This window comes from Methylobacterium sp. ARG-1 (assembly GCF_001262595.1).
Classification (GTDB): Bacteria; Pseudomonadota; Alphaproteobacteria; order Rhizobiales; family Beijerinckiaceae; genus Methylobacterium; species Methylobacterium brachiatum.
Genome location: NZ_LHCD01000001.1, coordinates 93,706 through 117,464, shown reverse-complemented (window position 1 = coordinate 117,464; position 23,759 = coordinate 93,706). Strand labels below are relative to the sequence as shown.

Genomic DNA, 23,759 nt, shown 5'->3' with positions numbered 1-23,759 from the left:
ACGACATCACACCACCGAAGGTCTGCATCAAGCTGCGAACCGGACCTGACGCTGATGGATATGGCGCGAGCAAACTGATCTTCTTGATCGCGTGCTCAAAGATCCGCTTTGAGCACCAAAGTTCCGCTAGTAATCCACTTAAAGTGATCGGAGGCAGCCATCGCGAGGTGGCTGCCTCCATTCAAGTTGCTTTGTTGCGCTAAAGACAATCAAGCGGCGATGGCTTGGATCGTCACGGTGACCCATCTGCGCATCCTCCCGTCCAGGCCAAGCGCCGCTTTATCGCGAACTGACCGCGAATTCGGCACGCTCCTTCGTCGCCGCGCGGGCTGAGCTCAAGCCCGCTCATGCGCCTCGGCTTCGGCCGGGCGATCAAAAGAACGTGCCGCATCCTCTGACGCGCCCGGGTTGGTAATCATCGCCTTAGATGTCGATCCGGGCTCCGATCTCGACGGCCCTATCGACCGGGATGCGGAAGTAGCGTGACGCATCGGTCGCCGCGCGCGCCATGGCGATGTAGAGGCGGTCCTGCCAAACCGGCATGCCCGTCTCCGGCGAGGGCACCAGGACCCGCCGCGTCAGGAAGTAAGACAGGTTGTCCGCATCGAAGCCGGCTGCGGCTAGGGCCCGTGGCAGGTCGGGCAGTTCCATGAACCCGAACCGCACCGTCACGCAGGTGAAGACGTCCGAGAGCAGCTTGACCGTGACTCGGTCCGTCTGAGGCACCCGCGGCAGGTCGTCCGTGACCACGTGCAGGATGACGTTGCGGGCATGCAGCACGTGGTTGTGCTTCACGTTGTGCATCAGGGCCCCGGGCGTGTCCCCTGGCGATCCGGTTAGGAACACGGCCGTGCCCGGCGCCCGCAGGACCGAGCCCGTCTCGGCCATGCTCGTGAAGTTGGACAGGGGAACGCGGCGCCGGTGGATCTCCTCAGCAACCAGGGCCGAACCGCGCCGCCAGGTCCACATGGCGGTAACGAGCGCCGCCCCAATCGTCAGCGGCACCCAGCCGCCGTGGAGCAGCTTCAGCGCGTTGGCAGACAGGAACACCAACTCGATCAGCAGGAACGGCGCGATGACCGCGGCCGCTAGAATGGGTGACCAGCGCCAAGCCTTCCAGGCCACGACGAAGAGCAGGATCGCCGTGATGACCATGTCCCCTGTCACGGCGATCCCGTAGGCCGCCGCCAGCGCGCTCGACGACTTGAACAGCACCACTAGGAAGACTACGGCGACGAGCAGCCACCAGTTCACCCGCGGGATGTAGATCTGGCCCTTCTCCGTCTCGGAGGTGCGCTGGACCCGCATGCGCGGCAGCAGGCCGAGTTGCATGGCCTGCTGGGTGATCGAGAAGGTGCCGGTGATGACGGCCTGGCTCGCGATGACGGTAGCCACGGTGGCGAGAAGCACCATCGGCAGCAGGGCCCAGGACGGATAGAGGAGGAAGAAGGGGTTCTCGATGCGCTCGGGGTGGGCGAGCAGCATGGCGCCCTGTCCCAGGTAGTTCAAGGCGAGCGCCGGCAGGATGAGGCCGAACCAGGCCGCCCGGATCGGCGAGCGGCCGAAATGGCCCATGTCGGCGTAGAGCGCCTCGGCACCGGTCACGGCGAGGAAGACGGCTCCCAGCGCCAGCAGGCCGGCCGTGCCATGGTTGAGCAGGAAGCTAATCCCGTATGCCGGGTTGAAAGCCGCCAGGATGCTCAGGTCTTCGGCGAGATGGCCCAGGCCGCCAAGCGCCATCACGACGAACCAGAACGCCGTGATCGGCCCGAAGAACGTCGCCACCCGCGCTGTGCCGTGGCTCTGGACCGCGAACAGGCCGATGAGGATGGTGAGGCTGAGCGGCAGGACGTACGGCTCGAAGGCCGGGGTGACGAGCTTCAACCCTTCGACGGCGGACAGCACCGAGATGGCCGGCGTGATGATCGCGTCGCCGTAGAACAGGGCGACGCCCACCATGCCGAGGACAATGACGAAGCCGCCGGAATGACCCAGGACACGCTGGGCGAGCGCGACGAGGGATGGGGTCCCGCCCTCGCCGTCGTTGTCCGCGCGCATGACCAGGAGCACGTACTTCAGGGTCACGATGAGGATGAGCGCCCAAAGGATCAGCGAGACAACGCCGAAGACCATGTCGCGCGTCGGGGCATGCCCCCCGCCCGCGGCAGCATGCAGGGACTCCTTCAGGGCGTAGAGCGGGCTGGTCCCGATGTCGCCGTAGACCACGCCGACGGAGCCGAGGGTAAGCGCCCAGAAGCTCGTCTTGGAGCCATGGCTCGCATCGGCCGCCGGCGGCATCTGCGTGGCCGAAAGCTCGGTTGTGGAACCCGACATCCGACGCGTCCTCCGAACGCGGGTGGTTCCCGCCAGGATCGGCCTCTAACGGCCAAACGGCTCGGTTCGTTCGCGGCAACAAACATCTTGCCCGGGCAAGCTTCCCCATTCCCAGATCGCCAACCTGCGACCTGGATCGGACATCTGAGGAACCATCGCCACGGTCGCGGGCTTTCGCTCCCCGCGCCCGGCCGACCGCCGGGCTTCCAAGGAGGCGTTTCGATGAGCGGCAAGGCAATGCGACACTTGGCCGAGGCTAAGGGAGCGCGTCGTTGACCGCCCTCCTCGCCTGGGCCTTCGCAGTCGCCGCGGGCGCCCTCGTCACCGTCCAGGCCGGGGCCAATGCCGGGCTCAAGCGCGGCTTCGGCGAACCCGTGCCGGCCCTCATCGTCAACTACCTGTTCGGGCTCGGCGTGGTGGTGGCCTACTTCCTGGCCATGAGGATCTCCTGGCCCTCCTTCGAGAAGATGGGAGCGGTGCCGTGGTGGGCCTGGTTCGGCGGTCTGGCCGGCTCGGCCTATGGGGTCGCGGCAATCCTGCTGGCCGGCCGCCTCGGGGCGGCAACCTTGATGGCGCTGGTGTTGACGGGCCAACTCGTAGCCTCGGTCGTCCTCGACCATTTCGGCTGGGTCGGCTTCGAAGTGCACGAGGCCAGCATGGGGCGCATCTTCGGGTGCTTGCTGATGCTGGCGGGTCTCGCCTGCATCAGCGTGTTCTGACGCCTCCGAGCGATCCGCGCAGAAGGTTGCGATACGCCGCGCCGCCTCCGACGCTTGGTTCCATGGGTTCGGCGAAGTCCTTCCTACGCGAGGCTTCGTCGATGCTCGAACGCCGGAACGCTCCTGCGGCGGCAAGGGTTCTTCTCCCCATCAAACAGGAGCACCAGCATGCGACTTGTCGGACACGCGGCGGCCCTCGCCATCGTCACGCTCATGGGCGCCGGGGCGGCGGAGGCGAAGGGCTGCATCAAGGGCGCCATCATCGGCGGCTTGGCAGGTCACTATCTGGCCGAGCGCGGCGTCGTAGGTGCCGTGGCGGGCTGCCTCGGCGGACGCTACCTGGCCAATCGTCAGGCCCGGCGCCAGCGCGAGATCGACTACGGTTCCCGCGTGCAGCCGCGCGGCGCCGGGTACGGTTCCTCACAGCCCTATGGGCAACGCTCCTACGGCTACTGAACGAGCGTACGCAAACGTTGGTCGGGGCTGCCGTCGGAGCATGCCCCGCTCAACCTGACACCTCTCAATAACGTGGTGACATGGACCTCGACGCGATCCGGCAATGGGCGCTCGCCTTCATCGAGGCTCACAAGGCCTGGACGCCCCTGATCGCGGGGGTGCTCGCCTTCTGCGAGTCGGTCGCCTTCTTGTCGTTCCTGGTGCCCGCCACCGTCATCCTGCTCGCGCTCGGGCCCATGATCGCGGCAGCCGACGTCTCGTTCTGGCCGGTGGTGCTCTGTGCCGCGATAGGGGCCGCGCTCGGCGACTGGATCTCCTACGAGTTCGGGCACTACTACAAGGACGACGCCAAGCGGATGTGGCCGATGCGGCGCTACCCCGCGGCGGTTGCACGCGCGGAGGCGTTCTGCGGGCGCTGGGGCGCGGGCGCAGTGGCGCTCGGACGCTTCTTCGGACCCATCCGGGCCGTCATCCCGCTGGTCGCCGGCGTCTTCGGCGTACGCCGCCTGCCGTTCCAGGTCGCGAACATCGCCTCGGCACTGGCCTGGGCATTCATCCTAATCGCGCCGGGCGCCGGGCTGATGACGTGGTGGCGAGGCTGATGACGAGCGAGGAGCCTCGCGTGGCCTGCTTCAGAAGTCGACGTGCAGGCGTGTCGCGAAGAAGTCGGCAGGCCCCCTGTCCTTGTTGTAGGCCGGGTTCTCGACGTGCTGGTAGTCGAAGGTCACGGTCATCGCCTTGGTCAGGCTCACTGCATAGAACGTCTCGAACGCACTCTCGGGAGCGTAGCGGGTCAGCCGACCGTCGCCGATCAACAGGCCTAGGCCGCCGGCGCTGAAGAAGGCCCGGTGCGCTGGAGTTATGCCGTTGACCGCGGCGCCGACGCCCACCGTGTCGTTCGGACGACCCCAAGCCGTGCCCTTTAGCCAGAAGCCACCCGCAGCTGGCAGCCTGTGCGATCCTGTATTGGCGCTTCCGTAAGAGCGGATGGCTCTGACCAACTGTCCGAAGTCCCTTCGTAGCGCGACGGTCGTAAGACACCGCGCCGGGGCAGCGACCTGCCGGCGTCGTCGCCCAGGTCGAGATCCCGGGAACGGCGCCGGTCAAGGCCGTCGAGGTCGGGGAACCCTGGCTAAGCCGGCATCCGGCCATCCGGCGTGTAGCGGTCGACAGCCTGGGGAAGCTCCCGGGATAGCCGGGACAGCAACTCCTGACGGGACAGGCCGGTGCGCTGGGTCAGGTCCGCGAGGACGTCCGTCCCGATGGCCTGCTCCAGGTGCTGCGGCGCGATTTCCTGGTTCGGTCCCTGGTTGACCCAGGACTGCGCGGCCGCCCCGTGGCCGGCCTGCTGGAAGCGTTCGAGCATCTCGCCGAGGCCGCTGTGCAGGAAGCCGCCAGGGGCTTGGTTCTGCTGGCTGCCAAGCAAACCGCCGAGGATGCCGCTGAGCCCGCCGCTAGGCCCTCCGGGCGCCGCCCCAGTGCCTGACGGTGCCGGCGCGGCCTGGCCGGTGCCCCCCAGCAGTTCCGCGAGCTTGTCCCGGTTCTGGTAACCGGCAAGAGCCAACAGGCCCAGGAGGGCCGTCATCGAAGGGTAACCGTCGCTCACGAGGCGTCTCCGGCAGATGGCGGAGGCGCGGTGGCCATCCGCCGATGGGGTCGGGACAGGAAACGCGCCCAGGCGCCGATGCGATGCATACCCCGATATCGCTCAAGCGGGGACAACATGGCTCGCCACTTGCTGCCAGTCTGGCTCGACGCCCATCGGCTAGGTGATGTTCGACACGAAGCCCTTGGCGCACTGGCTGTGCATCTGCGCGCGTCATCCGGCGCGGCGGGCGTAGCATCCCTCGGCGCGGGGCTCGAAGTAGCTCTCGAACGACGCCCGCACGTCCATCTTCTTCTTGAGGGTCCCGGAGGTAAGCGGCTCCTTGTGCAAGGTGATGCCGCGGAGCGTCACGGTTCTGAGCTCCAGCAGGATCTCAGCCGTGGTCATGTCACCCCGTTCCGCGAGGATCTCGGCGACCTCCTGCATGACGCGGTCCCAGAACTCCTCGGCGCGGAAGCGGTCGAACTGGCTCTTGACCTTGGCGAGGCGAGCCTGGACGCGCGCGGCCTCGTCCTCAGCAGCCTTGGCCCAGGCGGCGAGCGGTGCGTTCCTGATCTGGAGCGTCTCGCTCAACCCGAGCAGGTGCTCGCGGTCGTGCTTGTCGTCAGTTGCCATGTCCGCTTCTGGGACTAACCGATAAAAGGCCAGATGGCTGGAATGGGCGCAAACCCGAACGGCAGGTTTTGCGCTTATTGGCGATCAGGCATGGCGTAGTTTGGCCGTAAGCAGCAGGTCTGCTTCTGAGATGGTCCGCCGCAAAAGCGGACCGCGACCAACCCAACACAGTCGTTCAGGCGCGATCGGCCACTCCCGGAAGCGGATGTATATTCTGCAGCTGTTCTGGGAGAGATGCGGCCGTTGTAATCGGACGAGATAAAAGAAGCACCCTGTCAAACTTCACTCGAAAGATGGCAGGGCTTCAGTGGGCGAAGATCCCAGCTGAATCGCGGAAGCCCTTGACCTCGATCGGGTTGCCGCTGGGATCGAAGAAAAACATCGTGCGCTGCTCGCCCGGCTCCCCGGCGAAACGGATCACCGGCGGGATGTCGAAGACGATCCCGGCGGCTTCGATACGCGAGGCCAGGGCCTCCCAGGCGTCCAGCGGCAGGACGATGCCCAGATGCGGCATCATCACCATGTGGTCGCCGACCTTGCCCGTCCGCGTCGTCTGGAAGGGCGTGCCGAGATGCAACGAGATCTGGTGGCCGAAGAAGTCGAAATCGACCCAGGTCTCCGTGCTGCGTCCCTCGGCGCAGCCGAGGACATCGCCGTAGAAGCGGCGTGCGGCGTCCAGATCGGTGACGTGGTAGGCGAGATGGAAGGGGGTAAGCACGGTCGTCTGTCTCTCTTCGTCTGACTTCTAAGTTTGTGGCGACCGAGCCGTCGTCAGGGCTCGGGTTCGTACGGATCCGCCGAGACGACTCCGTCGATCAAGTTGCAGGCCAGCAGGAAGGCGCTGTCGAAGCTTCCACCGCCCGCCGGCATCAGCGCGGCGAGGCGCTGGGACAGGATTGAGCGGGCATCGCGAGCGGCGTCCTGCGCCTCGTCGACGCCGACCGCTGCGAAGCGGATCGTCTCGCCGGGACGCACCTGCGCAAGGCGGCCGAGATCGGCCGAGATCACGGTGGCGATCTTCGGATAGCCACCGGTCGTGTGGCGGTCCGCCAGCAGGATGAGCGGTCGGCCGTGGCCGGGCACCTGGATGCTGCCGTTCACGATCCCATCCGAGACGATGTTGAAGCCGGCCGCATGGGTGATCGCGGGCCCATCGAGATGGCAACCCATTCGATCCGCCCGCGCCGTTAGGGTGTACCCCTCGGACAGGAAGGTTCGGATGCCCTCTTCGGTGAAGCGGTCATCCTGCGGACCGAGCACCACGCGGATCGGCCCTCCAAAGCCCGGCCGTTGCGCGTTCGGGAGAGTCATCGGGCGGCTGGGCAGGGCGGCGCCTCGCAGCGGCAGCAGGTCGCCCGCCGCCAACGGATTGCCGCCGAGGCCGCCGAGCCGAGTGCGCGTGTGGGTCGACATGCTGCCGAGCATCGGCTCGATCGCGAGCCCTCCCGCCACCGCAAGGTAGGCGCGCAGACCCGATCGCGGCGCGCCGAAGTTCAGACGGTCGCCCCGTTTCAGGTCGTAGGCGGTGTACGCGTCGAGGCCATGCCCGTTCAGCCCCATGGCGAACGGCGCACCGGCGAGGGCGATGCGGCAGCTTTCCACCTCGCAGACCAGGGTAGGACCGACCATCGCCATCTCGATCGCCGCCATGCCGGTTGGATTGCCGACGAGGCCGTTGGCGAGGGCGAGAAGATCGGGATCCATGGCCCCCGATCCGGAGATGCCGAAGCGCATGTAGCCCTGGCGACCTCCATCCTGGATGGTCGTCGCGACGCCGGGCGACACGACGAGGAGGCCGTCAGCCATCGAGAACCTCCATGGTCGCGACCAAGTCGCCCGCCCGCGCCGCCGCAGTCAGTTCATCGAACGTGGCGAGGTCGATCGGGTCGAACCGGACCACATCGCCGGCCGCGAACAGGAAGGGCTCCGGCCTTCCCGGGTCGTAGGAGCGTGCCGGGGTACGGCCGATGAGCTGCCAACCGCTCGGAAGTTCGAGAGGCGGCGAGATACCGGTCTGGTTGCCTCCGATCGAGACGCTGCCGGCCGGTGTCTTCGGCCGCGGATCCGTCCTGCGGCTCGCGTGCAGCCGCCGGTCGAGTCCACCGAGATAGGCGAACCCCGGCGCGAAGCCGATCATGTAGATCCGATAGTCGCGCCCGGCATGCAGGGCCACCACCTCCGCCGGTTCGAGACCTGCGCCTTCGGCGAGAGACTCGAGATCGGCCCCGTACTCTCCGCCGTAGTGGACGGGCACGCGCCACCGGCGCCGTCGGCCTACGTCCGTGTCGGGCGGTGGCCAGTGCTCGGCCACCCAGGCCGCAAGGGACGCCCGCGGCAGCACGTCCGGGTCGTACAGGACGAGCAGCGAGCGGTAGGTCGGCACCGTTTCGAGAAGGCCGGCGAGCCCGGCCGCGCACAGGGCATCGTCGAGGGCGAGCACGCGCGCGTTGACCACCTCGTCGACTTCGCTGCCGAGCTCGATCGTCAGGGCACGGTCGCCGCAATCGAGTAGCCGGTATCCCGGCTCCGACTCAGCCATCGATGACCTCGGCCATGGGCTTGAGCGCGATGCCCTGGGCGGACAGCGCATCGCGCACCCTAGCGGCCATCGCCACGGCGCCCGGCGTATCGCCATGGACGCAGATGCTGTCGATCCGGGTCGGGATGCGCGTTCCGGACCGGCAGATGATGGCCCCGTCGCCGAGCATTCGCACGATCCGCTCGGCCACGGCGTCGGGCTCGTGCAGCACTGCCCCCTCGAGCTTGCGCGAGACGAGATTGCCGTTGTCCTCATAGGCTCGGTCCGCATAGATCTCGCGGACTAGGGGCAGGCCGAGCCGCTCGCCGGCCCGCTCGGTCTCAAGCCCCGGCATCACTACGAAGATCAGGTCCCGGTCCAACGTCCGGATAGCCCGAGCCACCGCAAGGGCGAGGTCCGCGTCCTCAGCGGCGATGTTGCCCAGCGCCCCGTGAGTCTTCACGTGGCGCACCGGGCAGCCGGCATCCTGCGCGAGCGCCAGGAGGGCGCCGACTTGGTAGAGGACCGCCTTCTCGATATCCGCCGGCCGCTCGCCGTGGATCGGGCGCCGGCCGAAGCCCCAGAGGTCGAGGAAGCCCGGATGTGCCCCCGCCTGGACGCCGTTCGCCGCGGCCAGCCGCAGGGTCTCGTGCATGACCAGCGGGTCGCCCGCGTGGAAGCCACAGGCGATGTTGGCCGAGGTGGCAATGGTCAGCATCTCGGCATCGTCGCCCAGGCTGTAGACGCCGAAGCCTTCGCCCATGTCGCAGTTCAGATCGACGATCATCGGGACATCCTCTCTCGTTGGTGGGACGGGTTCACGCCTCGGCGACGAGGTGCGCCACGACGGTGGCGGCCGCGCAGAGGTCCTCGATCCGCATGGCTTCGTGCGGGTTGTGGCTGCCATTCTGGTTGCGGATGAACACCATGGTGCTCGGCACGCCCTGTCCGGCCAGCACCGCCGTGTCGTGACCGGCCCCGCTCGCCATCGTCCGGCAGGCGATACCGAGCCGGCCAGCGTGATCGCGCAGGGATGTGACCAGGGCTGCGCTCATGCGGGCGGGCGTACTACCGGTGCGCTCGCCGAGTTCGAAGCGCACACCCCGGGCGGCTTCGATCCGCGAGACCAGGGCAGCCAGCGCCTGCTCGATCCGCTCCAGGACGTCGGGCTCGGTACTGCGCACATCGAGGCAGAAGCGCACCTCGCCCGGGATCTTGGCGAAGGCGTGGACGATCGGATCGGTCGAGAACTCACCGACCGTGATCGTGGCCGGCTGCCCCTCGGCATCCAGTTCGGCCCAGAGGGCGTCCAAGCCGGTGATCAGGTCTGCCATGGCGAAGACCGCATCGCTCCGCTCCCCGCGTGCGACCGCACCGGAATGGCCGTAGCGGCCGAGGCAGACTGCCTTCCTATGGCGAAAACTGCCGCTGATGGCGGTGACGAAGCCCACAGGTATCCCGGCCGCCTCGAGGATCGGTCCCTGCTCGATATGCATCTCCACGAAGCCGTGTATGCGCTCAGGCCGCAGCAGGGTCTCGCCCCGCTCCACGGCATCCGGCCGCAGGCCTAGTTCGACCATGTGCGACCGGAGGCTGCGGCCGCTGTCGGCGCGCGGCAGGTCGAGGACGTCGGGCGGTAGAAGCCCGAGGGCGGCTTTGCTTCCCACATAGGAGGCCGGAAACCACACGCTCTCCTCGGCTCGGAACACGGCAACGACGACCGGCCGCGGCGGCACGATGCCGGCCCGACGCAGGCCCGCGACCGCGGCAAGACCGCCGATCACTCCAGCCGCGCCGTCGAAGTTGCCACCGTGCGGTACCGTGTCGACATGCGAGCCGATCATCCAGGACGGCAGCTCGGGCTGCCGTCCCGCCATCGTCAGGAACAGGTTGCCGGCCGCATCGACCTCCGCCTTCATCCCGAGTGCCAGCCCGGCATCGCGCATCAGGCCATGGGCACGCTCCTCGCCCTCGCCGTAGGCGGCACGGGTGACGCCGGGCTCGTCCCGACTGAAGTGCAGGAGCTCGGCGAACAGACGCTCGCACAGGTCATGGTCCGCCTCGATCCTATGCACGTCTCGCTCGCTCATGTCGGATGGCCACATGTTCGGCTTCACGATGCGCGCCGGTGCAGCCAGACGTCGGGATTGACCAGCCCGCCCGGCCGCCGGCCGGCGAGCACGTCGACCACCCGCCCCGCCACGGTCTCGGCGGTGCGGATCAGGGCCGCTTCGGTGGAGCCGCCGATATGGGGCGTGAGGATCACCCGCTCCTGACGGGTCAGGGGATGGTCGGCGGGCAGCGGCTCCCGCGCGAAGACGTCGAGGCCGGCGCCCGCGATCGAGCCGTCCTCCAGCGCCTGCACCAGTGCCGCCTCGTCGATCAGTCCGCCGCGACTGGTATTGATGAGGAAGGCGCTCCGCTTCATCCGAGCGAGCTGAGGCCGTCCGATCAGGCCGCGTGTGTCCGGGGTCAGCGGCAGGTGCAGCGAGACGATGTCGGCTTCGCCGAGGAGCGCGTCGACCGAGGTCGCCCGCAGAGCGCCGACGTCGGCGAAATCCGCATCCGGGCGACTCGGCCCGTAGGCCAGCACTCGCAGACCGAGTGAGGAGCCAAGTCGGGCAGTCGCTTGGCCGATCGCGCCGAAGCCGACCAGGCCGAGCGTCAGGCCGGCGAGTTCGACGAGGCGGGCGGTGTATCTGAAACCGTCGTCGCCAGCCCGCACCGAACGGTCGGCCCCGGGCAAGGCCTTGGCCAAGCCGAAGATCAGCGCCAGCGCGTGCTCGGCTACGGAGGCTGCGTTGGTACCGGGCGTGTTGACCACCACGACTCCGCCCTCCGTCGCCGCGGGAATGGCGACGTGGTCGGTGCCGGTGCCGTGCACACCGATCACCCGTAGGCGCGGTGCCGCCGCGATCACGACGGCGGGAAGACCAGTGTCGCGGGTGATGACGGCCACGCAGTCCGCGACTTCACGGCCAAGGGTGCGGGCATCCGTTTCCCTGGCCGAGCGCGGCTCGATCCCGGCATCGCGCAGCCTGTCGAGACCCGCAGAATGGATCGGCTGGACGATCAAACAGCAATCTTTGCTCACGGATTGTGCAACCCTGTCCGAAAATGCCGCTTGTGTGCCGCTGGTATACCGCTCTATCTAAGCCTGCCGGAAAGAGATGACAACCGATTTTTGCAGCGCAAACAGTACCGGCAACCTGAAATGCCAGATGGATCGCAGCATACAAAACTGCTCTCCAAGACGATGACGTATTCCCATTGATCTGAGGCGATTTCTATCGCAACGGAAAGCGATCTGAGGCCATCATGACATGCCCGCAGCCTACTTCCGGCGCTAAACCTCTTCTGCAGATCAAGGATCTACGGAAAAGCTACGGCTCGCTCGAGGTACTGAAGGGTATCTCTCTGAACGTTCATGAGGGCGAGGTCGTGTCGATCATCGGCGCGAGCGGCTCGGGCAAGAGCACGTTCCTGCGCTGCCTGAACCTCATGGAGACGCCGACCTCCGGCTTCATGGATTTCGAGCACTTCGCCTTCGACTACGAGCAGGGCGCCCGCCGCCAGCCGACGCCGCAGCAGCTCTGCGAGCTGCGCGCGCGGATCGGCATGGTCTTCCAGAGCTACAATCTCTGGCCGCACATGACCGTGCTGGAGAACGTCATCGAGGCGCCGATCCGGGTGCGGCGGATGCCGCGGCGGCAGGCGGTCGCGGAGGCCGAGGCGCTGCTCCAGCGCATCGGCCTCTACGAGAAGCGGCACGCCTACCCGTCGAAGCTCTCCGGCGGGCAGCAGCAGCGCGTGGCGATCGTTCGGGCGCTTGCGATGGCGCCCAAGGTGATGCTGTTCGACGAGGTGACCTCGGCCCTCGACCCGGAGCTGGTGGGCGAGGTTCTGGCGCTGATGGGCTCCCTCGCGGCTGACGGCATGACGATGCTGCTCGTCACCCACGAGATGGCCTTCGCCCGGGACGTCGGCACCCGCACCCTGTTCTTCGACGGCGGCGTGATCGCCGAGGATGGGCCGCCCGCCGACGTGATCGGCGCGCCCAAGAGCGACCGTCTGCGGCAGTTCCTGCGACGCGTGCTGCATGAGCCGGCCCAACTCGGCGCCACGACATGAACGGCGGGCCTAGCGGCGGACAGGGAGATCGACCATGAGCATCGCGTCGCTGCAGGACATGTGGCTCGTCTGGTGGGACGAGATCACAAGCTACGGACCAGGCTTTCTGACGGCGACCCTGGTGGTGCTAGGGGTAACGGTCGCGAGCATTTTGGTAAGCTGGGTCTGCGGACTGCTCGGGGCGCTGGGCAAGCGCTCGTCCTTCACGCCGTTCAGGGCGCTGGCGAGCTTCTACGTCTGGTTCATCCGGGGCACGCCGACCCTGGTGCAGGTCTTCATCGTGTATTTCGGCATGCCGCAGATCGGCGTGAAGCTCTCGCCCGTGACCGCCGGCATCATCGCGCTGGGCGTCAGCAGCGGCGCCTACGTGGCCGAGACGATCCGCGCGGGCTTGGCGGCGATACATCGAGGCCAGATGGAGTCGGCTCTGGCCTTGGGCATGAGCCCACGGATCATGATGGTGCGGATCGTCCTGCCGCAGGTCTTCCGCATGATCCTGCCGTCCCTGACCAACGAGGCGATCTCGGCGGTCAAGAACACCTCGCTCCTGTCGACGATCACCGTGGTGGAACTGACACTCTACGCGCAGCTCATGATCGCCACGACCTTCCGGCCGTTCGATTTCTACATCGCGGCGGCACTGATCTACCTCGTCATCACGTCCGTGCTATCGCAGCTCTCGGCCTACTTCGAGCGGCGCTACGCCCGCCTGTCCTAGCCGTTCCGCTCCGCCGCGGGCCGGGCCGCGTCGAAGTTCGCCCCGTCCCGGCCGTCCACACATCCGGAGATCCATCATGAACCGCAGACGTCTTCTCGCGCTCGCCGCTCTCTGCGCCGGGTTCCTAGGTCAGCCGCTAGCGCCCTCCGGCGCCCGCGCGGGCGACCTCGAGCTGATCCAGCCCGGCAAGCTGCAGGTCGCGACCGAGGGTACCTTCGCCCCGTTCAGCATGCGCATGCCCAACGGCGAACTCGACGGCCTGGAGATCCGCGTCAGTCGGGAGATCGCCCGGCGCCTGGGTCTGGAATACGTCCCGGTGATCATCAAGTTCGACGCGCTGCTGATCGGCCTCATGGCGGATCAGTACGATATGACCAGCGCCTCCATGGACATCACGCCGGCCCGCCAGAAGCAGGTCGCGTTCGCGGACGGGTGGCTCCAGTCCGGAGCGCGGATCATCACCCGTAAGGACAGCGGCATCGCCTCGGCGGCCGACCTCAAGGGCCGCAACGTCGGTGCCGTCGCCGCCTCGACCTTCGGCAAGCTAGCCGAGGAGAACGGCGCGAACCTGAAGAGCTACAAGTCGGCGGCCGACGCGATGCAGGATCTCATGACGGGCAATCTCGACGCGGTCGTCAACGACGCAGTCGCGGGCACCTACGCGATCAAGGACCGGAAGCTGCCGCTGGTGATGCTCGACGCGCCGCTCAGCACCATTCAGAAGGGATTGGCGATCAAGAAGGGGAAGCCGAACCTCCAGGCGGCCGTCAACAAGGCGCTGGCCGACATGGTGGCCGACGGCACCTACGCGAAGCTGACGACGCCGCTCATCGGGTTCAGCCCGGCCCCGAAGGAGCCTATCCACACGGCAGCGCAGTAAGGCGCTCCCGGGGCGTTCGAGGAGGAGACGGGATGAAGGCCATCGACGCGGCGGCTTATGCCAGCGAGTTGGGCGCGCGGCGTGGCCAGAGCCTCGGCCTGATGGCCTACGACCGCCTGCTCGACATGCTCGTCCGGCGTGAAATCCCGGCGGGTACGGCGCTCCACGAGCGCCGACTCGCCGAGATGCTCGATATCTCGCGTACACCGACCCGCGAGGCGATGTCCCGCCTGGAGACGGAGGGGCTGGTCGAGCGGCAGCCCGGCGGGATGCTCGTGGTCAAGGAGTTCTCCCTGCGGGAGCTCATCGAGATCCTGCACGTCCGACGCCTCCTGGAGCGCGAGAGCGTGCGGCTCGCCACGGGTCGCATCCCTCAGGCGGAGCTGGACCGCCTCCGTTCGGATATCGAGGCTCTGCTCTCCGCGGGCGATCCGCTCGCGCCAGGCAATTGGGAGCTCGATCGACGGTTCCACGAGCTGATTGCCGACAGCAGCAACAACGCCATCCTCGCGAAGACGATCAAGGATCTCCGGATCAAGACGCAGATGTTTAATCTCAGCCGGCTGCCTGAGCGGTTCGAGCCGGTACACCGCGAACACCTGGCGATCGTCGCCGCCCTTCACGCCGGGGACGCCGCGGCCGCGGCCGATGCCATCGAGGCGCATATCGAGAACCTGAAGCAGAGCATCATCCGCCGCCTCAGCGAAATCTGAATCCCGGAACAGCCGACGCGGAACCGACGGCTGGCGTGCACTCCCAAACAGGGGAGACCATGTCGCCCCTCTCGAGCGCGAACGGCGTCTTCCCGATCGCCCCGACGCCGTTCCATCCCAACGGTGGAGGAGGATGCTCCCCTGCGAAGCATAGCTCAGCCGGACATGTCGAGCGGATCCCGCCCCATGCCCCGCAGCATTTTTCGGACTTCATTCACGTAGGCGGAGACGAGTGCCGGGCGAGGTACTCCGGCGCGATACATGAGCGCCACGGGAATTGTGCAGGCCGGGATCAAGGGGCGAGCCACCTGCGACGGAGGGATGCCGAGGGCAGTAAAAGGATCAACGATCGTGGCCACGCCGACGGCTTCCGACAGAACGGCCGCGGTGGCGCAGTATCGCACCTCGACGCGCGGCGCATAGTCGACCCTTTCGCGTATGAAGATGGTCCTTATCGTATTCCCTAAGGGGGATTCGGCATCCAGGCCGATATGGTCGTGGTCCTTGAGATCCTGCACCGAAATAGCCTCCGCTTCGGCGAGGGGGTGATCGGCCGGCACGAGGCAGACCAGGTCGACCCAGGCCAACACCTCGATGTTCAGCGTCTGATGCGCGTCGAAACCCAGCCCCAGGCCGACGTCGACCGTCCCGTTGTGCACTGCGTCGACGACGCTCTCCAGACGTCTGACGTCGTAGGACACGGTCACGTCCGGCCTACTCTGGAGGAAGGCGCTCAGAGCTTTGGCGGCGACGGAGTGACCCAACGGGGGCGTGGACAGAATGCGGAGACGTCCGGATACGCCGAGACGCATGGCCTTGGCGCGCGCCTCGAACCCTCTGACGATCGAGAAGACCGGTTGGATCTCCGCATAGAGCTGGAATGCTTCCTCCGTCGGTTCGAGACGGCGGTGCAGACGCTCGAACAGATTGACACCCAGCATTGTCTCCAACTGCTTGATGCCGTTGGAAACGGCGGGCTGCGAGATACCGAGGCCTTCGGCAGCTTCCTTGGTTGTCGCACCACCCATGAGAGCGCTGAAGATGGACAGCAGGCGCAACGACAGCCGCTCCCGCCCGTTCATGCCGGCCGGCGGATCGTCCGTCATGCGATCTGCGATCTGTTCATCAAGGTGTTGTCAACAGGGAACTGAGCGCCAGGCCAATGGCGGCCTGGACAGGGTCAATGACTGGCAGGCCCAGTTCCGCCGCGAGCCTGTCCTTATGGCCAGACATGCCCGCGCAACCCAGGACGATCGCCCCCGCACCGGCTTCGACCAACTCGGCCCCGGCCCGCATCAGGAGCGCAAGACTGCGCTCACCCCGGCCGCTCTCGGCCACGCTGATTGGCTCGGCGAGCGCCACCTCCGCGGCCAGCCGGTGCTCCACGCCCATCCGGCGCAGGTGCCGCAGGTGGCGCGGGATCGAGCCCTGCGCCACAGCGATCACCCCGAACCGGTCGGCCCGCGCCAACGCGGCGAGCACCCCCGCGTCCTGGATCCCGAACACCGGCACCGTCGTGAGCGAGCGTGCGAGGTCGACGCCGGGCTGGGAGTAGCAGGCGCAGATGAACGCTCCTGCGTCCCGCCGTTCGGCGGCATACTGCCCGAAGCGCAGAGCAGCCTCGTGGACGTGCAGCTCAGTAAGGATGCCAGGTGGGCCGTCGTCGAAGGTCACGCATTCGATCGATGGGGCGCCCGGCATCCGGAACGGCTCGGCCGCGACGGACAGGGCCGTCGTGACGGTGGCGTCACTGTTGGGGTTGACGACCACGATGGGGGCGGTGGTCCTGGCGATCATGGCGCGATCGGCCTCCCGTACGCGGCGGAGACGGCGTATTCCGGGATCCGGTGTCCCGGCGCCAATCCGGCGCCGGAGGGCGCGCGCGCGACGAAGCGCCCCCCACCGCGCACACCGACGAGGCGGCCCTCGTCGATCACGACCCGGCCGCGGCTTAGCACGGTCGTGGGCACCCCGGTCAGGCGCCGACCCTCGAATGGCGTGTAGTTCATCGCGTCGTGCTGGTCCTCCAGTGTGACGGTCCGCGTCCGCTCTGGGTCCCAGATTGCCACGTCGGCGTCGAAGCCCGGCATGAGGCTGCCCTTGGTGACGAGCCCGAAGGTGCGGGCGGCGTTGGCCGAGGACAGGGCGACGAACTGAGCTAGGCTGATCCGCCCGGCGACGACGCCTTCCGAGAACAGGAACGGCAAGCGCGCCGCGATGCCGGGCATGCCGTTGGCGATCTTGCCGTAGGGCGCATCGGGACCGGCGCTGAACTTTCCGGTGTCGTCAAAGCGGTAGGGCGCGTGGTCGGAGGAGACGCTGTCGAAGGTGCCCGTGGCGACGTGGCGCCAGAGCGCGTCCTGGGTCTGCCCGTCGCGCAAGGGCGGCGAACAGATGAACTTGGCCCCCTCGGCCTCCGGACGGTCGAGGTCGGCGCGCGTGAACGCGAGGTATTGAGGGCAGGTCTCGGCGAAAAGGCGCGTGCCAGCGGCCTTCTCGCGCCGGACGATCTCGGCACCTCCCTGAGTCGAGACGTGCACGACGAACAGCGGCGCGTCCACGAGCTTGGCGAGGCTGACCGCACGGTTGATTGCCTCCTCCTCGGCCAGCTCCGGACGGCTGACCGCGTGGAAGCGGGCCTCGCGTGCGCCGGCGGCGGCGAGCCGCGCGTTCATCCACCCGACCATGGCATGGTTCTCGGCGTGGACCATGGTCAGCGCGCCATGCGCCTTGGCGACCGAGAGGACTTCGAGCAGCCCTGCGTCGCCGACGTTCATCAGGTCGTAGGTCATGAAGACCTTGAACGAGGTCACGCCCCGCGCGAACGCATCGGGCAGCCCCCGTTCGATCACCTCCGGCGTCGGATCGGAGACGATGAGGTGGTAGGAGTAGTCGAGCACGGCGTTCGGTGCGGCGCGGCCGTCGTAGGTGGCCAGCACCTCGGGAATCGACTGCCCGCGGTGCTGGGCCGCAAACGGCACGATGCACGAATTGCCCCCGAACGCCGCCGAGACCGATCCGGTGTAGTAGTCGTCCGCCGTCATCAGGCCGGCCGAACTCTCCTGGGCGATGTGGCAGTGCGCCTCGATTCCACCAGGGACGACGAGGCGCCCGCCCGCGTCGATACGGCGCTCGCCGCCGGGGATCCGCCCAGCAAGCGCCTCGACCTTGCCGGCCTTGATGCCGAGGTCGCCGCGAAAAGTCTCGGTGGCAGTGACGATGGTCCCGCCGTAGATGACGGTGTCGAATTCGGCCATGGCGGACCTCAAACCTCTAGGACGACCCCGGATTGCGATGTGATGCGCCCGTAATGCTCCGGGCGGCGGTGGCGGGCGAAGTCGAACATCGTCTCCTTGCCGAAACGGCAGGCGGCGAAGTCGCACGCGGCGCTGATCAGCTCGTCCCCTTCGGTTTTCGCACGAGCGATAATGACGCCGTTCGGATCGACGATGATCGACCCGGCCATCAGATGGTGCCCGTCCTCGACGCCGGCCTTGGCGACCCCGACCACGTAGGTCGCGTTCTGGTAGGCGCCCGCCTGCATCGACAGGTCCGAGTGAAATAGGCGCCTCTCCAAGCCTTCCTCGCCCTTCTGACTGTTCACCGAGGGCGTGTTGTAGCCGAGCGTGACGAGCTCCACCCCCTGCAGGCCCATGCAGCGGTACACCTCGGGCCAGCGCCGGTCGTTGCAGATCGCCATACCCATTACGACGCCCGCGTTGCGCCAGACCGGAAAGCCGAGGTCGCCTGGTTCGAAGTAGCGCTTCTCCAGGTGCTGGAAGCTGCGCTCGGGGTCGTGCTCCACGTGTCCTGGCAGGTGGACCTTGCGGTACTTGCCCACGATCCGGCCCGCCCGGTCGGTGAGGATCGACGTGTTGAAGTGCCGCCCCTCCGGGGTCAGCTCGGCGTAGCCGAAGGTGATGGCAATTTCCAGTTCCCGCGCACGATCGAACAAAGGCTGCGTGACCGCGTTCGGCATCTCCCGTTCGAAGTATTTGTCGAACTCCGCGCGGTCCTCGGCGTACCAGCGCGGGAAGAAGGTGGTCAGCGCCAGTTCCGGGAAGACCAGCATCTCGACGCCGGCCACGGCCGCTCGCTCCAATAGCGCGATCATGCGCGCAACCACGTCCTCGCGGGTGTCGGCCCGCTGGATCGGGCCCATCTGGGCACCACCGACGACGAAATCTGCCATGTACCGGTCCTTCCAAATTCGGGCTGCGCGAATGCAGTTGCGATGCATTCGCCGCCGAGGCGGTGCTCGCAAACGGTAGAAGCGGCGGCGACCTCAGATCGCCAACTTGCGCTGGTAGCGGCTCACCAACCGCACGAGCGGCCAGAGCACCATCAGGTAGATCAGGGCGGCTGCCACCAGGGGCGAGGCGTTGTAGGTCAGCGATCGGGCCATGTTAGCGTCGTAGAGCAACTCGCCGAGCGATACGACGGAAGCAATAGAGGTGAGCTTCACGACCTCGATCGTGTTCGAGATCAGATCGGGCAGGACGTTACGGACTGCTTGCGGAAGCAGTACGGAAACCAAGATCTGGGTGGGGGACAGGCCGGTGGCCAAGCCGGCCTCTCGCTGGCCCCTGGGTACGGACAGCAGGCCGGCCCGGTAGATCTCGCCGTAATAGGCCGCGTTATTGAGCACGAAGGCGATTACCACCGCTTGGAACGGCGATAGGGCTAGCCCGGCGAAAGGCAGACCGGAGTAGATGAAGACAAGCAGCACCAGCGGCGGCAGGGCCCGGAATACGTCGACGTAGAACACCGTCGCGTAACGCACCAGACGGTTGTGGCTCAGGCTGGCCACGGCGACCGCGATGCCGGCCACCAAGCCGAGCCCGATCACAGCTGCGCAGAGCTGTGCCGTCATAGCGAGGCCCTGCAGTAGCAGCGGGGCGGCCTTTGCGACGACCTCGATGTTAAAGAACTGCGCGACGATATCGTCCACGATTCACCCCACCCGCTAAGTCTTCCAGTGGAACCGGCTCTCGAGCAGCCGCGCCGCCACGGCCACGGGGAAGAAGACGATCAGGTAGGCGATCGCGGCCATGGCGAGCGGCGTCGCGCTGCCCGACTGGCTCTGGGCGGAGTTGGCCGCTCCCAGGATCTCCTCGACGCCGACGACCGAGGCGAGCGCGGTCATCTTCGCGATGGCCAGAACCCGGTTCATCAGCGGCGGCAGCGCGATGCGCAGGGCCTGCGGCAGGGCGATGAAGACGAGGGTGACGGAAAAGCTCAGGCCGGTGGCTAGGCCGGCTTCCCACTGCCCGCGGGGCAGCGCCGTCAGGCCGGCCCAGAACGCCTCCTCCGCGAACGCCGCAAGCACAGCCGTCAGCACGATGAATACGACCACGAATCCGCTCAGGCTGATGCCAATGTTCGGGAACCCGAAATAAATCAGGATGATCAGGACAAGCGGGGGGATCGCGCGACACACGTCGACGAACGCGATCAGAACGAAGTTGATAGGGCGCAACCCGAACGCGCGCACCAGGGCCAGCCCGAGTCCTAGCAGCACGCCCGCGCATATGATCTCCGTCGCCAAGAGCAGCGTGATCAGCACGCCGCTCCCTATTGCAGGGGCATAGGTCGCGATGGTCGTCGGGTCGAAGAACGTCGCAAGGAAGCCGGACATGCTCAGGCCGCTGCGCTGCCGAATCGGCTCAGGAACGCCCGCGTGCGCTCGGCCTTCGGAGCGCCGAACACCCGATCGGGCGGCCCCTCCTCGACGATCCGGCCTCCGTCCATAAAAACGACTCGGTCCGCCACGTCTCGAGCGAAGGCCATCTCGTGGGTGACGACGAGCATCGTCATGCCCTTGTCCTTGAGCGTGCGCATCACCGCAAGCACGGAGCCGACCAACTCCGGATCGAGGGCGGAGGTCGGCTCGTCGAACAGCATGACGGTGGGGTCGAGCGCCAGAGCTCGGGCGATCGCCACGCGCTGCTGCTGCCCGCCCGAAAGCTCGGCCGGGTAGGACGCGGCCTTCTCGGCTAGCCCGACCAGGGCAAGCATCTCCTGCGCCTTGGCCTCGGCGGTTTGCCAGTCGCGGCCCAGCACCTTGCGCTGAGCCAGTGTCACGTTCCGCAGGACGTCGAGGTGCGGGTACAGATTGAAGCTCTGGAAGACCATTCCGGTCTTCGCTCGCATGCGCTGTATCTCACGCTTCGAACTTGAACAGATCTCGGCACCTTGGACGTAGATCTTGCCGTCACTCGGCTCCTCTAGCCTGTTGCAGCACCGCAGGAGCGTACTCTTGCCGGACCCGCTCGGACCGATCAGGCAAACCAGCTCGCTCGGCGCCACTGAGAGATTGATTTGTTTGAGGACTTCGACGGTCCCGTAGCTCTTGGCGAGGGCGACGATCTCGATTGCCGGAACCATCTAGTTGACCAACTCAGAGCGAAAGGTTGTCGCAGGACGGCTTGTGGTCGTCGGGCACGAAGCCGGCCATGCCGGGGACGCCATAGCCCGGCGTAGGCGTGACGATCGTCGTACCGGACTCCGGCTTGACCCCGAACCACTTCTCCGAGAGCCGCGCCATGGTACCGTCGAGCTTGAGGCATTCGAGCGCCCGGTCGATCCGATCCCGAAGCGCGGCGTTGTCCTTGCGGAGGGGCAGTGCCCAGACCAAGCCGGTCTTGATCTCGTAGGAAAGAGCAAGCCCCGGCGTCTGCTTGACCGCCCAAGCCGAGACGGTGTTGCCGGCGAGCGCCGCGTCCGCCCGCCGAGCCAGTACGGCCGCGACCGCGTCGGTGTTCGTCCCGTAGCTCTCAATCTTCCACTTGTACTCGTCCGCTTTGGACTTCAGGTACATGTCGTAGGCCGAGCCGCGGTTGACCGCGATGGTCTTGCCCCGGAAGTCGTCGAGGTTCTTGTAGGCCGCAGCGTCGGCCTTGCGCACCACGAACGCGAAGTTCGTGTCCATGAAGCCCTCGCTGAACAGCAGGTTGTTCGCCCGCTCCTCGTTGACCGTGGTCGGTGCCGCAAGGAAGTCGTACGTCCCAGCCTGAAGACCGGGGATGAGACCGGAGAATTGGGCGGCCTTGATGTCGACCTTTCGTCCCAACCGGGCCCCAATCGCGTTGGCGAGGTCGACGTTGAAGCCCTCCACGCCTCCATCCATGCGAGGCATGGCGTGCGGCGCGAAGGTGCCGTCGACCGCCGTACGCAAAGGTTCTTGAGCTATCGCGACAGTCAGTAGTGCGGCAGTTATTGCCACGATCCCCACTGCGAAACGGATGCCGAGGGACATGTCTGAGGCCCACTGTTTCGTGCGGTTGTGCGACATGCGCCCAACTGATCTCAGGCTGCATTTAACGCACCCGAATTCTAGGGCCGCAATAGCACGGTCGGCCGTCGCGTCATATCGAATGATAAGAAAAACGTATATGACAGCCCCTTCATGAAGCGAGCATAAGGAAGCAGCAAAAGCACTAGTTTCTGCGCGCATGCCGTCTTGGAAGGCCCGTCTGGCGTGATCCGATGGGTTGGAAACACTCGACGACAGATGATCTAAGATTTCACCCGTCGATTGCACCCTAGATCCGCCCGATCGGATCACGTGGCAGATGACCGGCAACAGAGGATGGCAGGCAGTCCGCCCGTCATATTTCGGCTCCCTCGACAGGAGGAGGGATAGATGGAAGATCTGTTTGCGGCGCTTGAAAGCATAGTGGGACCAGAGAACGTCCTCCGGGGGTCGGATAAGGATCCGTTCCTGATCGATTGGCTAGGCAAGTACCGGGGTGACGCCCGAGCCGTCGTGAGGCCCGCCGACACCGCGGAAGTGGCCAGTATCGTTGAACAGTGTTCGTCGCGGAGCATCCCAATAGTCCCGCAAGGCGGCAACACCAGCCTTTCGGGCGGCGCCACTCCAGACCGGTCCGGCGAAGCGATTGTCCTGTCCCTGGCGCGGCTGAACAAGGTGCGATCCGTGGATCCCGTGGGCAACACGATCGCCGTGGATGCCGGGACCATCCTTTCGAACGTCCAAGCCGCGGCCGCGGCGGCAGGTCGCTATTTCCCGATGAGCCTTGGCGCGGAAGGCAGCTGCACGATCGGCGGCAACCTGTCCGCGAACGCCGGTGGGGTCGCGGTCCTCCGCTACGGGACGATGCGCGAGTTAACGCTCGGTCTCGAGGTCGTCCTCGCCGATGGGCGAGTGTGGGATGGGATGACTGCGCTGCAAAAGGACAACACAGGTTACTCGTTACGGGACCTGTTCATCGGATCGGAAGGAACTCTCGGCATCATCACCGGGGCCGTCCTAAAGCTGTTCCCCAGTCCCGCAGCCCGGGCGACGGCATTCGCCTCGGTCTCCGGACCGAAGGAGGCTTTGTCCCTTCTCTCCGCAGTCAGATCCTCATGCGGCGATCGGCTGACCGCGTTCGAGTTCATGACGAGTGAATGCGTCGATCTCGTCCGCCGACACGTAGCTGACGCCCGCATGCCCTTCGATGCCGCTCAAACGGCGGTAGTCCTCATTGAGCTGTCCGACATCGACTCCGAGCCCGGACTAACGTCTCGGCTGGAGGACTCGCTCGCCGCCGCCATCGAGGCAGGGCTGGTGCTGGATGCCGTAGTCGCACAGGACCGTTCGCAGGCGAAGGCGTTCTGGCGCCTGCGCGAGGGCATATCGGAGGCCTTGGTCCGGGAGGGGGGGGCCGCAAAGCACGATGTCTCGCTGCCCGTGGCGGCCATGGCCGATTTCGTCGGTGCGGCGGATGTGGCCGTCTCGTGTGCTTGCCCCGGTGTCAGGCCGATCGTATTCGGCCATCTTGGCGACGGCAACCTTCACTACAACCTGCTAGCCCCGCTTGGAATGTCGAAAGAGGACTTCGCTGCACGGTGCGCCGGCCTAAGCCGGCTGGTCCATGATGAGACCACCGTGCGGCGCGGTTCGATCAGCGCCGAGCACGGCGTCGGACAGTTGCGAGCCGCGGAACTCGTCAGGTGCAAGCCATCGCTGGATCTGGAGCTCATGCAAGCTCTGAAAGCCACTTTGGATCCACGGCGTATCTTCAATCCGGGAAAGCTTCTGGCCGACTGCTGAACAAGGAGGTA

25 protein-coding genes and 1 pseudogene are annotated in these 23,759 nt (G+C 66.6%); 8 read left to right on the top strand and 18 right to left on the bottom strand.

Going from position 1 to position 23,759, the window contains the following annotated elements; translation table 11 throughout:
• Positions 1-423: 423 nt before the first annotated feature.
• Complete coding sequence (locus AKJ13_RS00555) at positions 424-2,334, bottom strand: potassium transporter Kup (RefSeq protein ID WP_050731651.1); 1,911 nt, start codon at positions 2,332-2,334, stop codon at positions 424-426.
• Between the two features lie 272 nt (positions 2,335-2,606).
• On the opposite strand from AKJ13_RS00555, the gene AKJ13_RS00550 reads away from it, so the two are divergent.
• The 3 genes from AKJ13_RS00550 (at position 2,607) to AKJ13_RS00540 (ending at position 4,111) form a co-directional block, all read left to right on the top strand.
• Positions 2,607-3,053 (top strand): DMT family transporter, encoded by a 447-nt coding sequence (locus tag AKJ13_RS00550; protein ID WP_050731650.1) that lies wholly within the window; start codon positions 2,607-2,609, stop codon positions 3,051-3,053.
• 168 nt (positions 3,054-3,221) lie between these two features.
• Positions 3,222-3,509: a hypothetical protein gene (locus AKJ13_RS00545; protein WP_050731649.1), complete on the top strand. Its 288-nt coding sequence runs from the start codon at positions 3,222-3,224 to the stop codon at positions 3,507-3,509.
• A gap of 80 nt (positions 3,510-3,589) precedes the next feature.
• Positions 3,590-4,111, top strand: coding sequence for a DedA family protein (locus tag AKJ13_RS00540; protein WP_050731648.1), 522 nt, complete (start codon positions 3,590-3,592; stop codon positions 4,109-4,111).
• Between the two features lie 30 nt (positions 4,112-4,141).
• On the opposite strand, the pseudogene AKJ13_RS00535 reads toward AKJ13_RS00540, so the two are convergent.
• The 9 genes and pseudogenes from AKJ13_RS00535 to AKJ13_RS00495 form a co-directional block, all read right to left on the bottom strand.
• Positions 4,142-4,450 (bottom strand): annotated as a pseudogene (locus AKJ13_RS00535) (carbohydrate porin); the annotation flags it as partial.
• A gap of 191 nt (positions 4,451-4,641) precedes the next feature.
• On the bottom strand, positions 4,642-5,115 hold the full coding sequence (locus tag AKJ13_RS00530) for a YidB family protein (RefSeq protein WP_050731646.1): 474 nt from the start codon (positions 5,113-5,115) through the stop codon (positions 4,642-4,644).
• A 213-nt stretch (positions 5,116-5,328) separates the two neighbouring features.
• On the bottom strand, positions 5,329-5,730 hold the full coding sequence (locus AKJ13_RS32470; protein WP_244471465.1) for a hypothetical protein: 402 nt from the start codon (positions 5,728-5,730) through the stop codon (positions 5,329-5,331).
• 304 nt (positions 5,731-6,034) lie between these two features.
• Positions 6,035-6,448 carry a VOC family protein gene (locus AKJ13_RS00520; RefSeq protein WP_050731645.1) on the bottom strand — a complete coding sequence of 138 codons (414 nt, stop codon included), beginning with the start codon at positions 6,446-6,448 and terminating at the stop codon, positions 6,035-6,037.
• A 53-nt stretch (positions 6,449-6,501) separates the two neighbouring features.
• Complete coding sequence (locus tag AKJ13_RS00515; protein WP_050731644.1) at positions 6,502-7,536, bottom strand: biotin-dependent carboxyltransferase family protein; 1,035 nt, start codon at positions 7,534-7,536, stop codon at positions 6,502-6,504.
• Positions 7,529-8,269 (bottom strand): 5-oxoprolinase subunit PxpB, encoded by a 741-nt coding sequence (pxpB, locus tag AKJ13_RS00510; RefSeq protein ID WP_050731643.1) that lies wholly within the window; start codon positions 8,267-8,269, stop codon positions 7,529-7,531. Before pxpB ends, AKJ13_RS00515 begins: the two co-directional genes overlap by 8 nt.
• Complete coding sequence (locus AKJ13_RS00505; RefSeq protein ID WP_050731642.1) at positions 8,262-9,035, bottom strand: 5-oxoprolinase subunit PxpA; 774 nt, start codon at positions 9,033-9,035, stop codon at positions 8,262-8,264. Before AKJ13_RS00505 ends, pxpB begins: the two co-directional genes overlap by 8 nt.
• Positions 9,036-9,066: 31 nt before the next feature.
• Entirely contained in the window at positions 9,067-10,338 is a 1,272-nt protein-coding gene (locus AKJ13_RS00500; RefSeq protein WP_082316816.1) for a Zn-dependent hydrolase, read from the bottom strand.
• A 23-nt stretch (positions 10,339-10,361) separates the two neighbouring features.
• Positions 10,362-11,324, bottom strand: a complete 963-nt coding sequence (locus AKJ13_RS00495; RefSeq protein ID WP_244471464.1) for a hydroxyacid dehydrogenase — start codon at positions 11,322-11,324, stop codon at positions 10,362-10,364.
• Positions 11,325-11,566: 242 nt separating this feature from the next.
• Here AKJ13_RS00495 and AKJ13_RS00490 point away from each other — a divergent pair, with 242 nt between their 5' ends.
• The 4 genes from AKJ13_RS00490 to AKJ13_RS00475 all read left to right on the top strand — a co-directional run bounded on the left by AKJ13_RS00490 (position 11,567) and on the right by AKJ13_RS00475 (position 14,690).
• Complete coding sequence (locus AKJ13_RS00490; RefSeq protein ID WP_050731640.1) at positions 11,567-12,379, top strand: amino acid ABC transporter ATP-binding protein; 813 nt, start codon at positions 11,567-11,569, stop codon at positions 12,377-12,379.
• Between the two features lie 34 nt (positions 12,380-12,413).
• Positions 12,414-13,097, top strand: a complete 684-nt coding sequence (locus AKJ13_RS00485; RefSeq protein ID WP_050731639.1) for an amino acid ABC transporter permease — start codon at positions 12,414-12,416, stop codon at positions 13,095-13,097.
• A 76-nt stretch (positions 13,098-13,173) separates the two neighbouring features.
• Positions 13,174-13,977, top strand: a complete 804-nt coding sequence (locus AKJ13_RS00480) for a transporter substrate-binding domain-containing protein (protein WP_050731638.1) — start codon at positions 13,174-13,176, stop codon at positions 13,975-13,977.
• 32 nt (positions 13,978-14,009) lie between these two features.
• Positions 14,010-14,690, top strand: a complete 681-nt coding sequence (locus AKJ13_RS00475; protein ID WP_082316815.1) for a GntR family transcriptional regulator — start codon at positions 14,010-14,012, stop codon at positions 14,688-14,690.
• Between the two features lie 155 nt (positions 14,691-14,845).
• Here the strand turns inward: AKJ13_RS00475 and AKJ13_RS00470 are convergent, their stop codons facing one another.
• The 8 genes from AKJ13_RS00470 to AKJ13_RS00435 form a co-directional block, all read right to left on the bottom strand.
• A complete protein-coding gene (locus tag AKJ13_RS00470) occupies positions 14,846-15,796 on the bottom strand; it encodes a LysR family transcriptional regulator (protein ID WP_144426144.1) in 951 nt (316 codons plus the stop codon).
• A gap of 19 nt (positions 15,797-15,815) precedes the next feature.
• The gene (locus AKJ13_RS00465) at positions 15,816-16,487 is read right to left on the bottom strand and encodes an aspartate/glutamate racemase family protein (protein WP_050731637.1); all 672 of its coding nucleotides are present in this window, start codon (positions 16,485-16,487) and stop codon (positions 15,816-15,818) included.
• The gene (gene hydA, locus AKJ13_RS00460; RefSeq protein WP_050731636.1) at positions 16,484-17,947 is read right to left on the bottom strand and encodes a dihydropyrimidinase; all 1,464 of its coding nucleotides are present in this window, start codon (positions 17,945-17,947) and stop codon (positions 16,484-16,486) included. The genes AKJ13_RS00465 and hydA overlap by 4 nt, the downstream gene beginning before the upstream one ends.
• Positions 17,948-17,955: 8 nt before the next feature.
• A complete protein-coding gene (locus AKJ13_RS00455; RefSeq protein WP_050731635.1) occupies positions 17,956-18,882 on the bottom strand; it encodes an N-carbamoyl-D-amino-acid hydrolase in 927 nt (308 codons plus the stop codon).
• A gap of 93 nt (positions 18,883-18,975) precedes the next feature.
• Positions 18,976-19,641 (bottom strand): amino acid ABC transporter permease, encoded by a 666-nt coding sequence (locus tag AKJ13_RS00450; protein WP_050731634.1) that lies wholly within the window; start codon positions 19,639-19,641, stop codon positions 18,976-18,978.
• A gap of 15 nt (positions 19,642-19,656) precedes the next feature.
• Entirely contained in the window at positions 19,657-20,328 is a 672-nt protein-coding gene (locus AKJ13_RS00445; RefSeq protein WP_050731633.1) for an ABC transporter permease subunit, read from the bottom strand.
• A gap of 2 nt (positions 20,329-20,330) precedes the next feature.
• Complete coding sequence (locus AKJ13_RS00440) at positions 20,331-21,077, bottom strand: amino acid ABC transporter ATP-binding protein (protein ID WP_050731632.1); 747 nt, start codon at positions 21,075-21,077, stop codon at positions 20,331-20,333.
• A gap of 13 nt (positions 21,078-21,090) precedes the next feature.
• Positions 21,091-21,948: a transporter substrate-binding domain-containing protein gene (locus AKJ13_RS00435; RefSeq protein ID WP_050731631.1), complete on the bottom strand. Its 858-nt coding sequence runs from the start codon at positions 21,946-21,948 to the stop codon at positions 21,091-21,093.
• A 387-nt stretch (positions 21,949-22,335) separates the two neighbouring features.
• Between AKJ13_RS00435 and AKJ13_RS00430 the strand changes: the two genes are divergently transcribed.
• Positions 22,336-23,748, top strand: coding sequence for an FAD-binding oxidoreductase (locus AKJ13_RS00430; protein WP_050731630.1), 1,413 nt, complete (start codon positions 22,336-22,338; stop codon positions 23,746-23,748).
• Positions 23,749-23,759 lie beyond the last annotated feature (11 nt).

Coding starts and splice junctions, on each gene's coding strand:
- AKJ13_RS32470 (WP_244471465.1), bottom strand. CDS start 5,730: ATGGCAACTGACGACAAGCACGACCGCGAGCACCTGCTCGGGTTGAGC.
- AKJ13_RS00515 (WP_050731644.1), bottom strand. CDS start 7,536: ATGGCTGACGGCCTCCTCGTCGTGTCGCCCGGCGTCGCGACGACCATC.
- AKJ13_RS00500 (WP_082316816.1), bottom strand. CDS start 10,338: ATGAGCGAGCGAGACGTGCATAGGATCGAGGCGGACCATGACCTGTGC.
- pxpB (WP_050731643.1), bottom strand. CDS start 8,269: ATGGCTGAGTCGGAGCCGGGATACCGGCTACTCGATTGCGGCGACCGT.
- AKJ13_RS00480 (WP_050731638.1), top strand. CDS start 13,174: ATGAACCGCAGACGTCTTCTCGCGCTCGCCGCTCTCTGCGCCGGGTTC.
- AKJ13_RS00455 (WP_050731635.1), bottom strand. CDS start 18,882: ATGGCAGATTTCGTCGTCGGTGGTGCCCAGATGGGCCCGATCCAGCGG.
- hydA (WP_050731636.1), bottom strand. CDS start 17,947: ATGGCCGAATTCGACACCGTCATCTACGGCGGGACCATCGTCACTGCC.
- AKJ13_RS00505 (WP_050731642.1), bottom strand. CDS start 9,035: ATGATCGTCGATCTGAACTGCGACATGGGCGAAGGCTTCGGCGTCTAC.
- AKJ13_RS00545 (WP_050731649.1), top strand. CDS start 3,222: ATGCGACTTGTCGGACACGCGGCGGCCCTCGCCATCGTCACGCTCATG.
- AKJ13_RS00465 (WP_050731637.1), bottom strand. CDS start 16,487: ATGATCGCCAGGACCACCGCCCCCATCGTGGTCGTCAACCCCAACAGT.
- AKJ13_RS00475 (WP_082316815.1), top strand. CDS start 14,010: ATGAAGGCCATCGACGCGGCGGCTTATGCCAGCGAGTTGGGCGCGCGG.
- AKJ13_RS00555 (WP_050731651.1), bottom strand. CDS start 2,334: ATGTCGGGTTCCACAACCGAGCTTTCGGCCACGCAGATGCCGCCGGCG.
- AKJ13_RS00440 (WP_050731632.1), bottom strand. CDS start 21,077: ATGGTTCCGGCAATCGAGATCGTCGCCCTCGCCAAGAGCTACGGGACC.
- AKJ13_RS00430 (WP_050731630.1), top strand. CDS start 22,336: ATGGAAGATCTGTTTGCGGCGCTTGAAAGCATAGTGGGACCAGAGAAC.
- AKJ13_RS00540 (WP_050731648.1), top strand. CDS start 3,590: ATGGACCTCGACGCGATCCGGCAATGGGCGCTCGCCTTCATCGAGGCT.
- AKJ13_RS00445 (WP_050731633.1), bottom strand. CDS start 20,328: ATGTCCGGCTTCCTTGCGACGTTCTTCGACCCGACGACCATCGCGACC.
- AKJ13_RS00470 (WP_144426144.1), bottom strand. CDS start 15,796: ATGACGGACGATCCGCCGGCCGGCATGAACGGGCGGGAGCGGCTGTCG.
- AKJ13_RS00435 (WP_050731631.1), bottom strand. CDS start 21,948: ATGTCCCTCGGCATCCGTTTCGCAGTGGGGATCGTGGCAATAACTGCC.
- AKJ13_RS00490 (WP_050731640.1), top strand. CDS start 11,567: ATGACATGCCCGCAGCCTACTTCCGGCGCTAAACCTCTTCTGCAGATC.
- AKJ13_RS00485 (WP_050731639.1), top strand. CDS start 12,414: ATGAGCATCGCGTCGCTGCAGGACATGTGGCTCGTCTGGTGGGACGAG.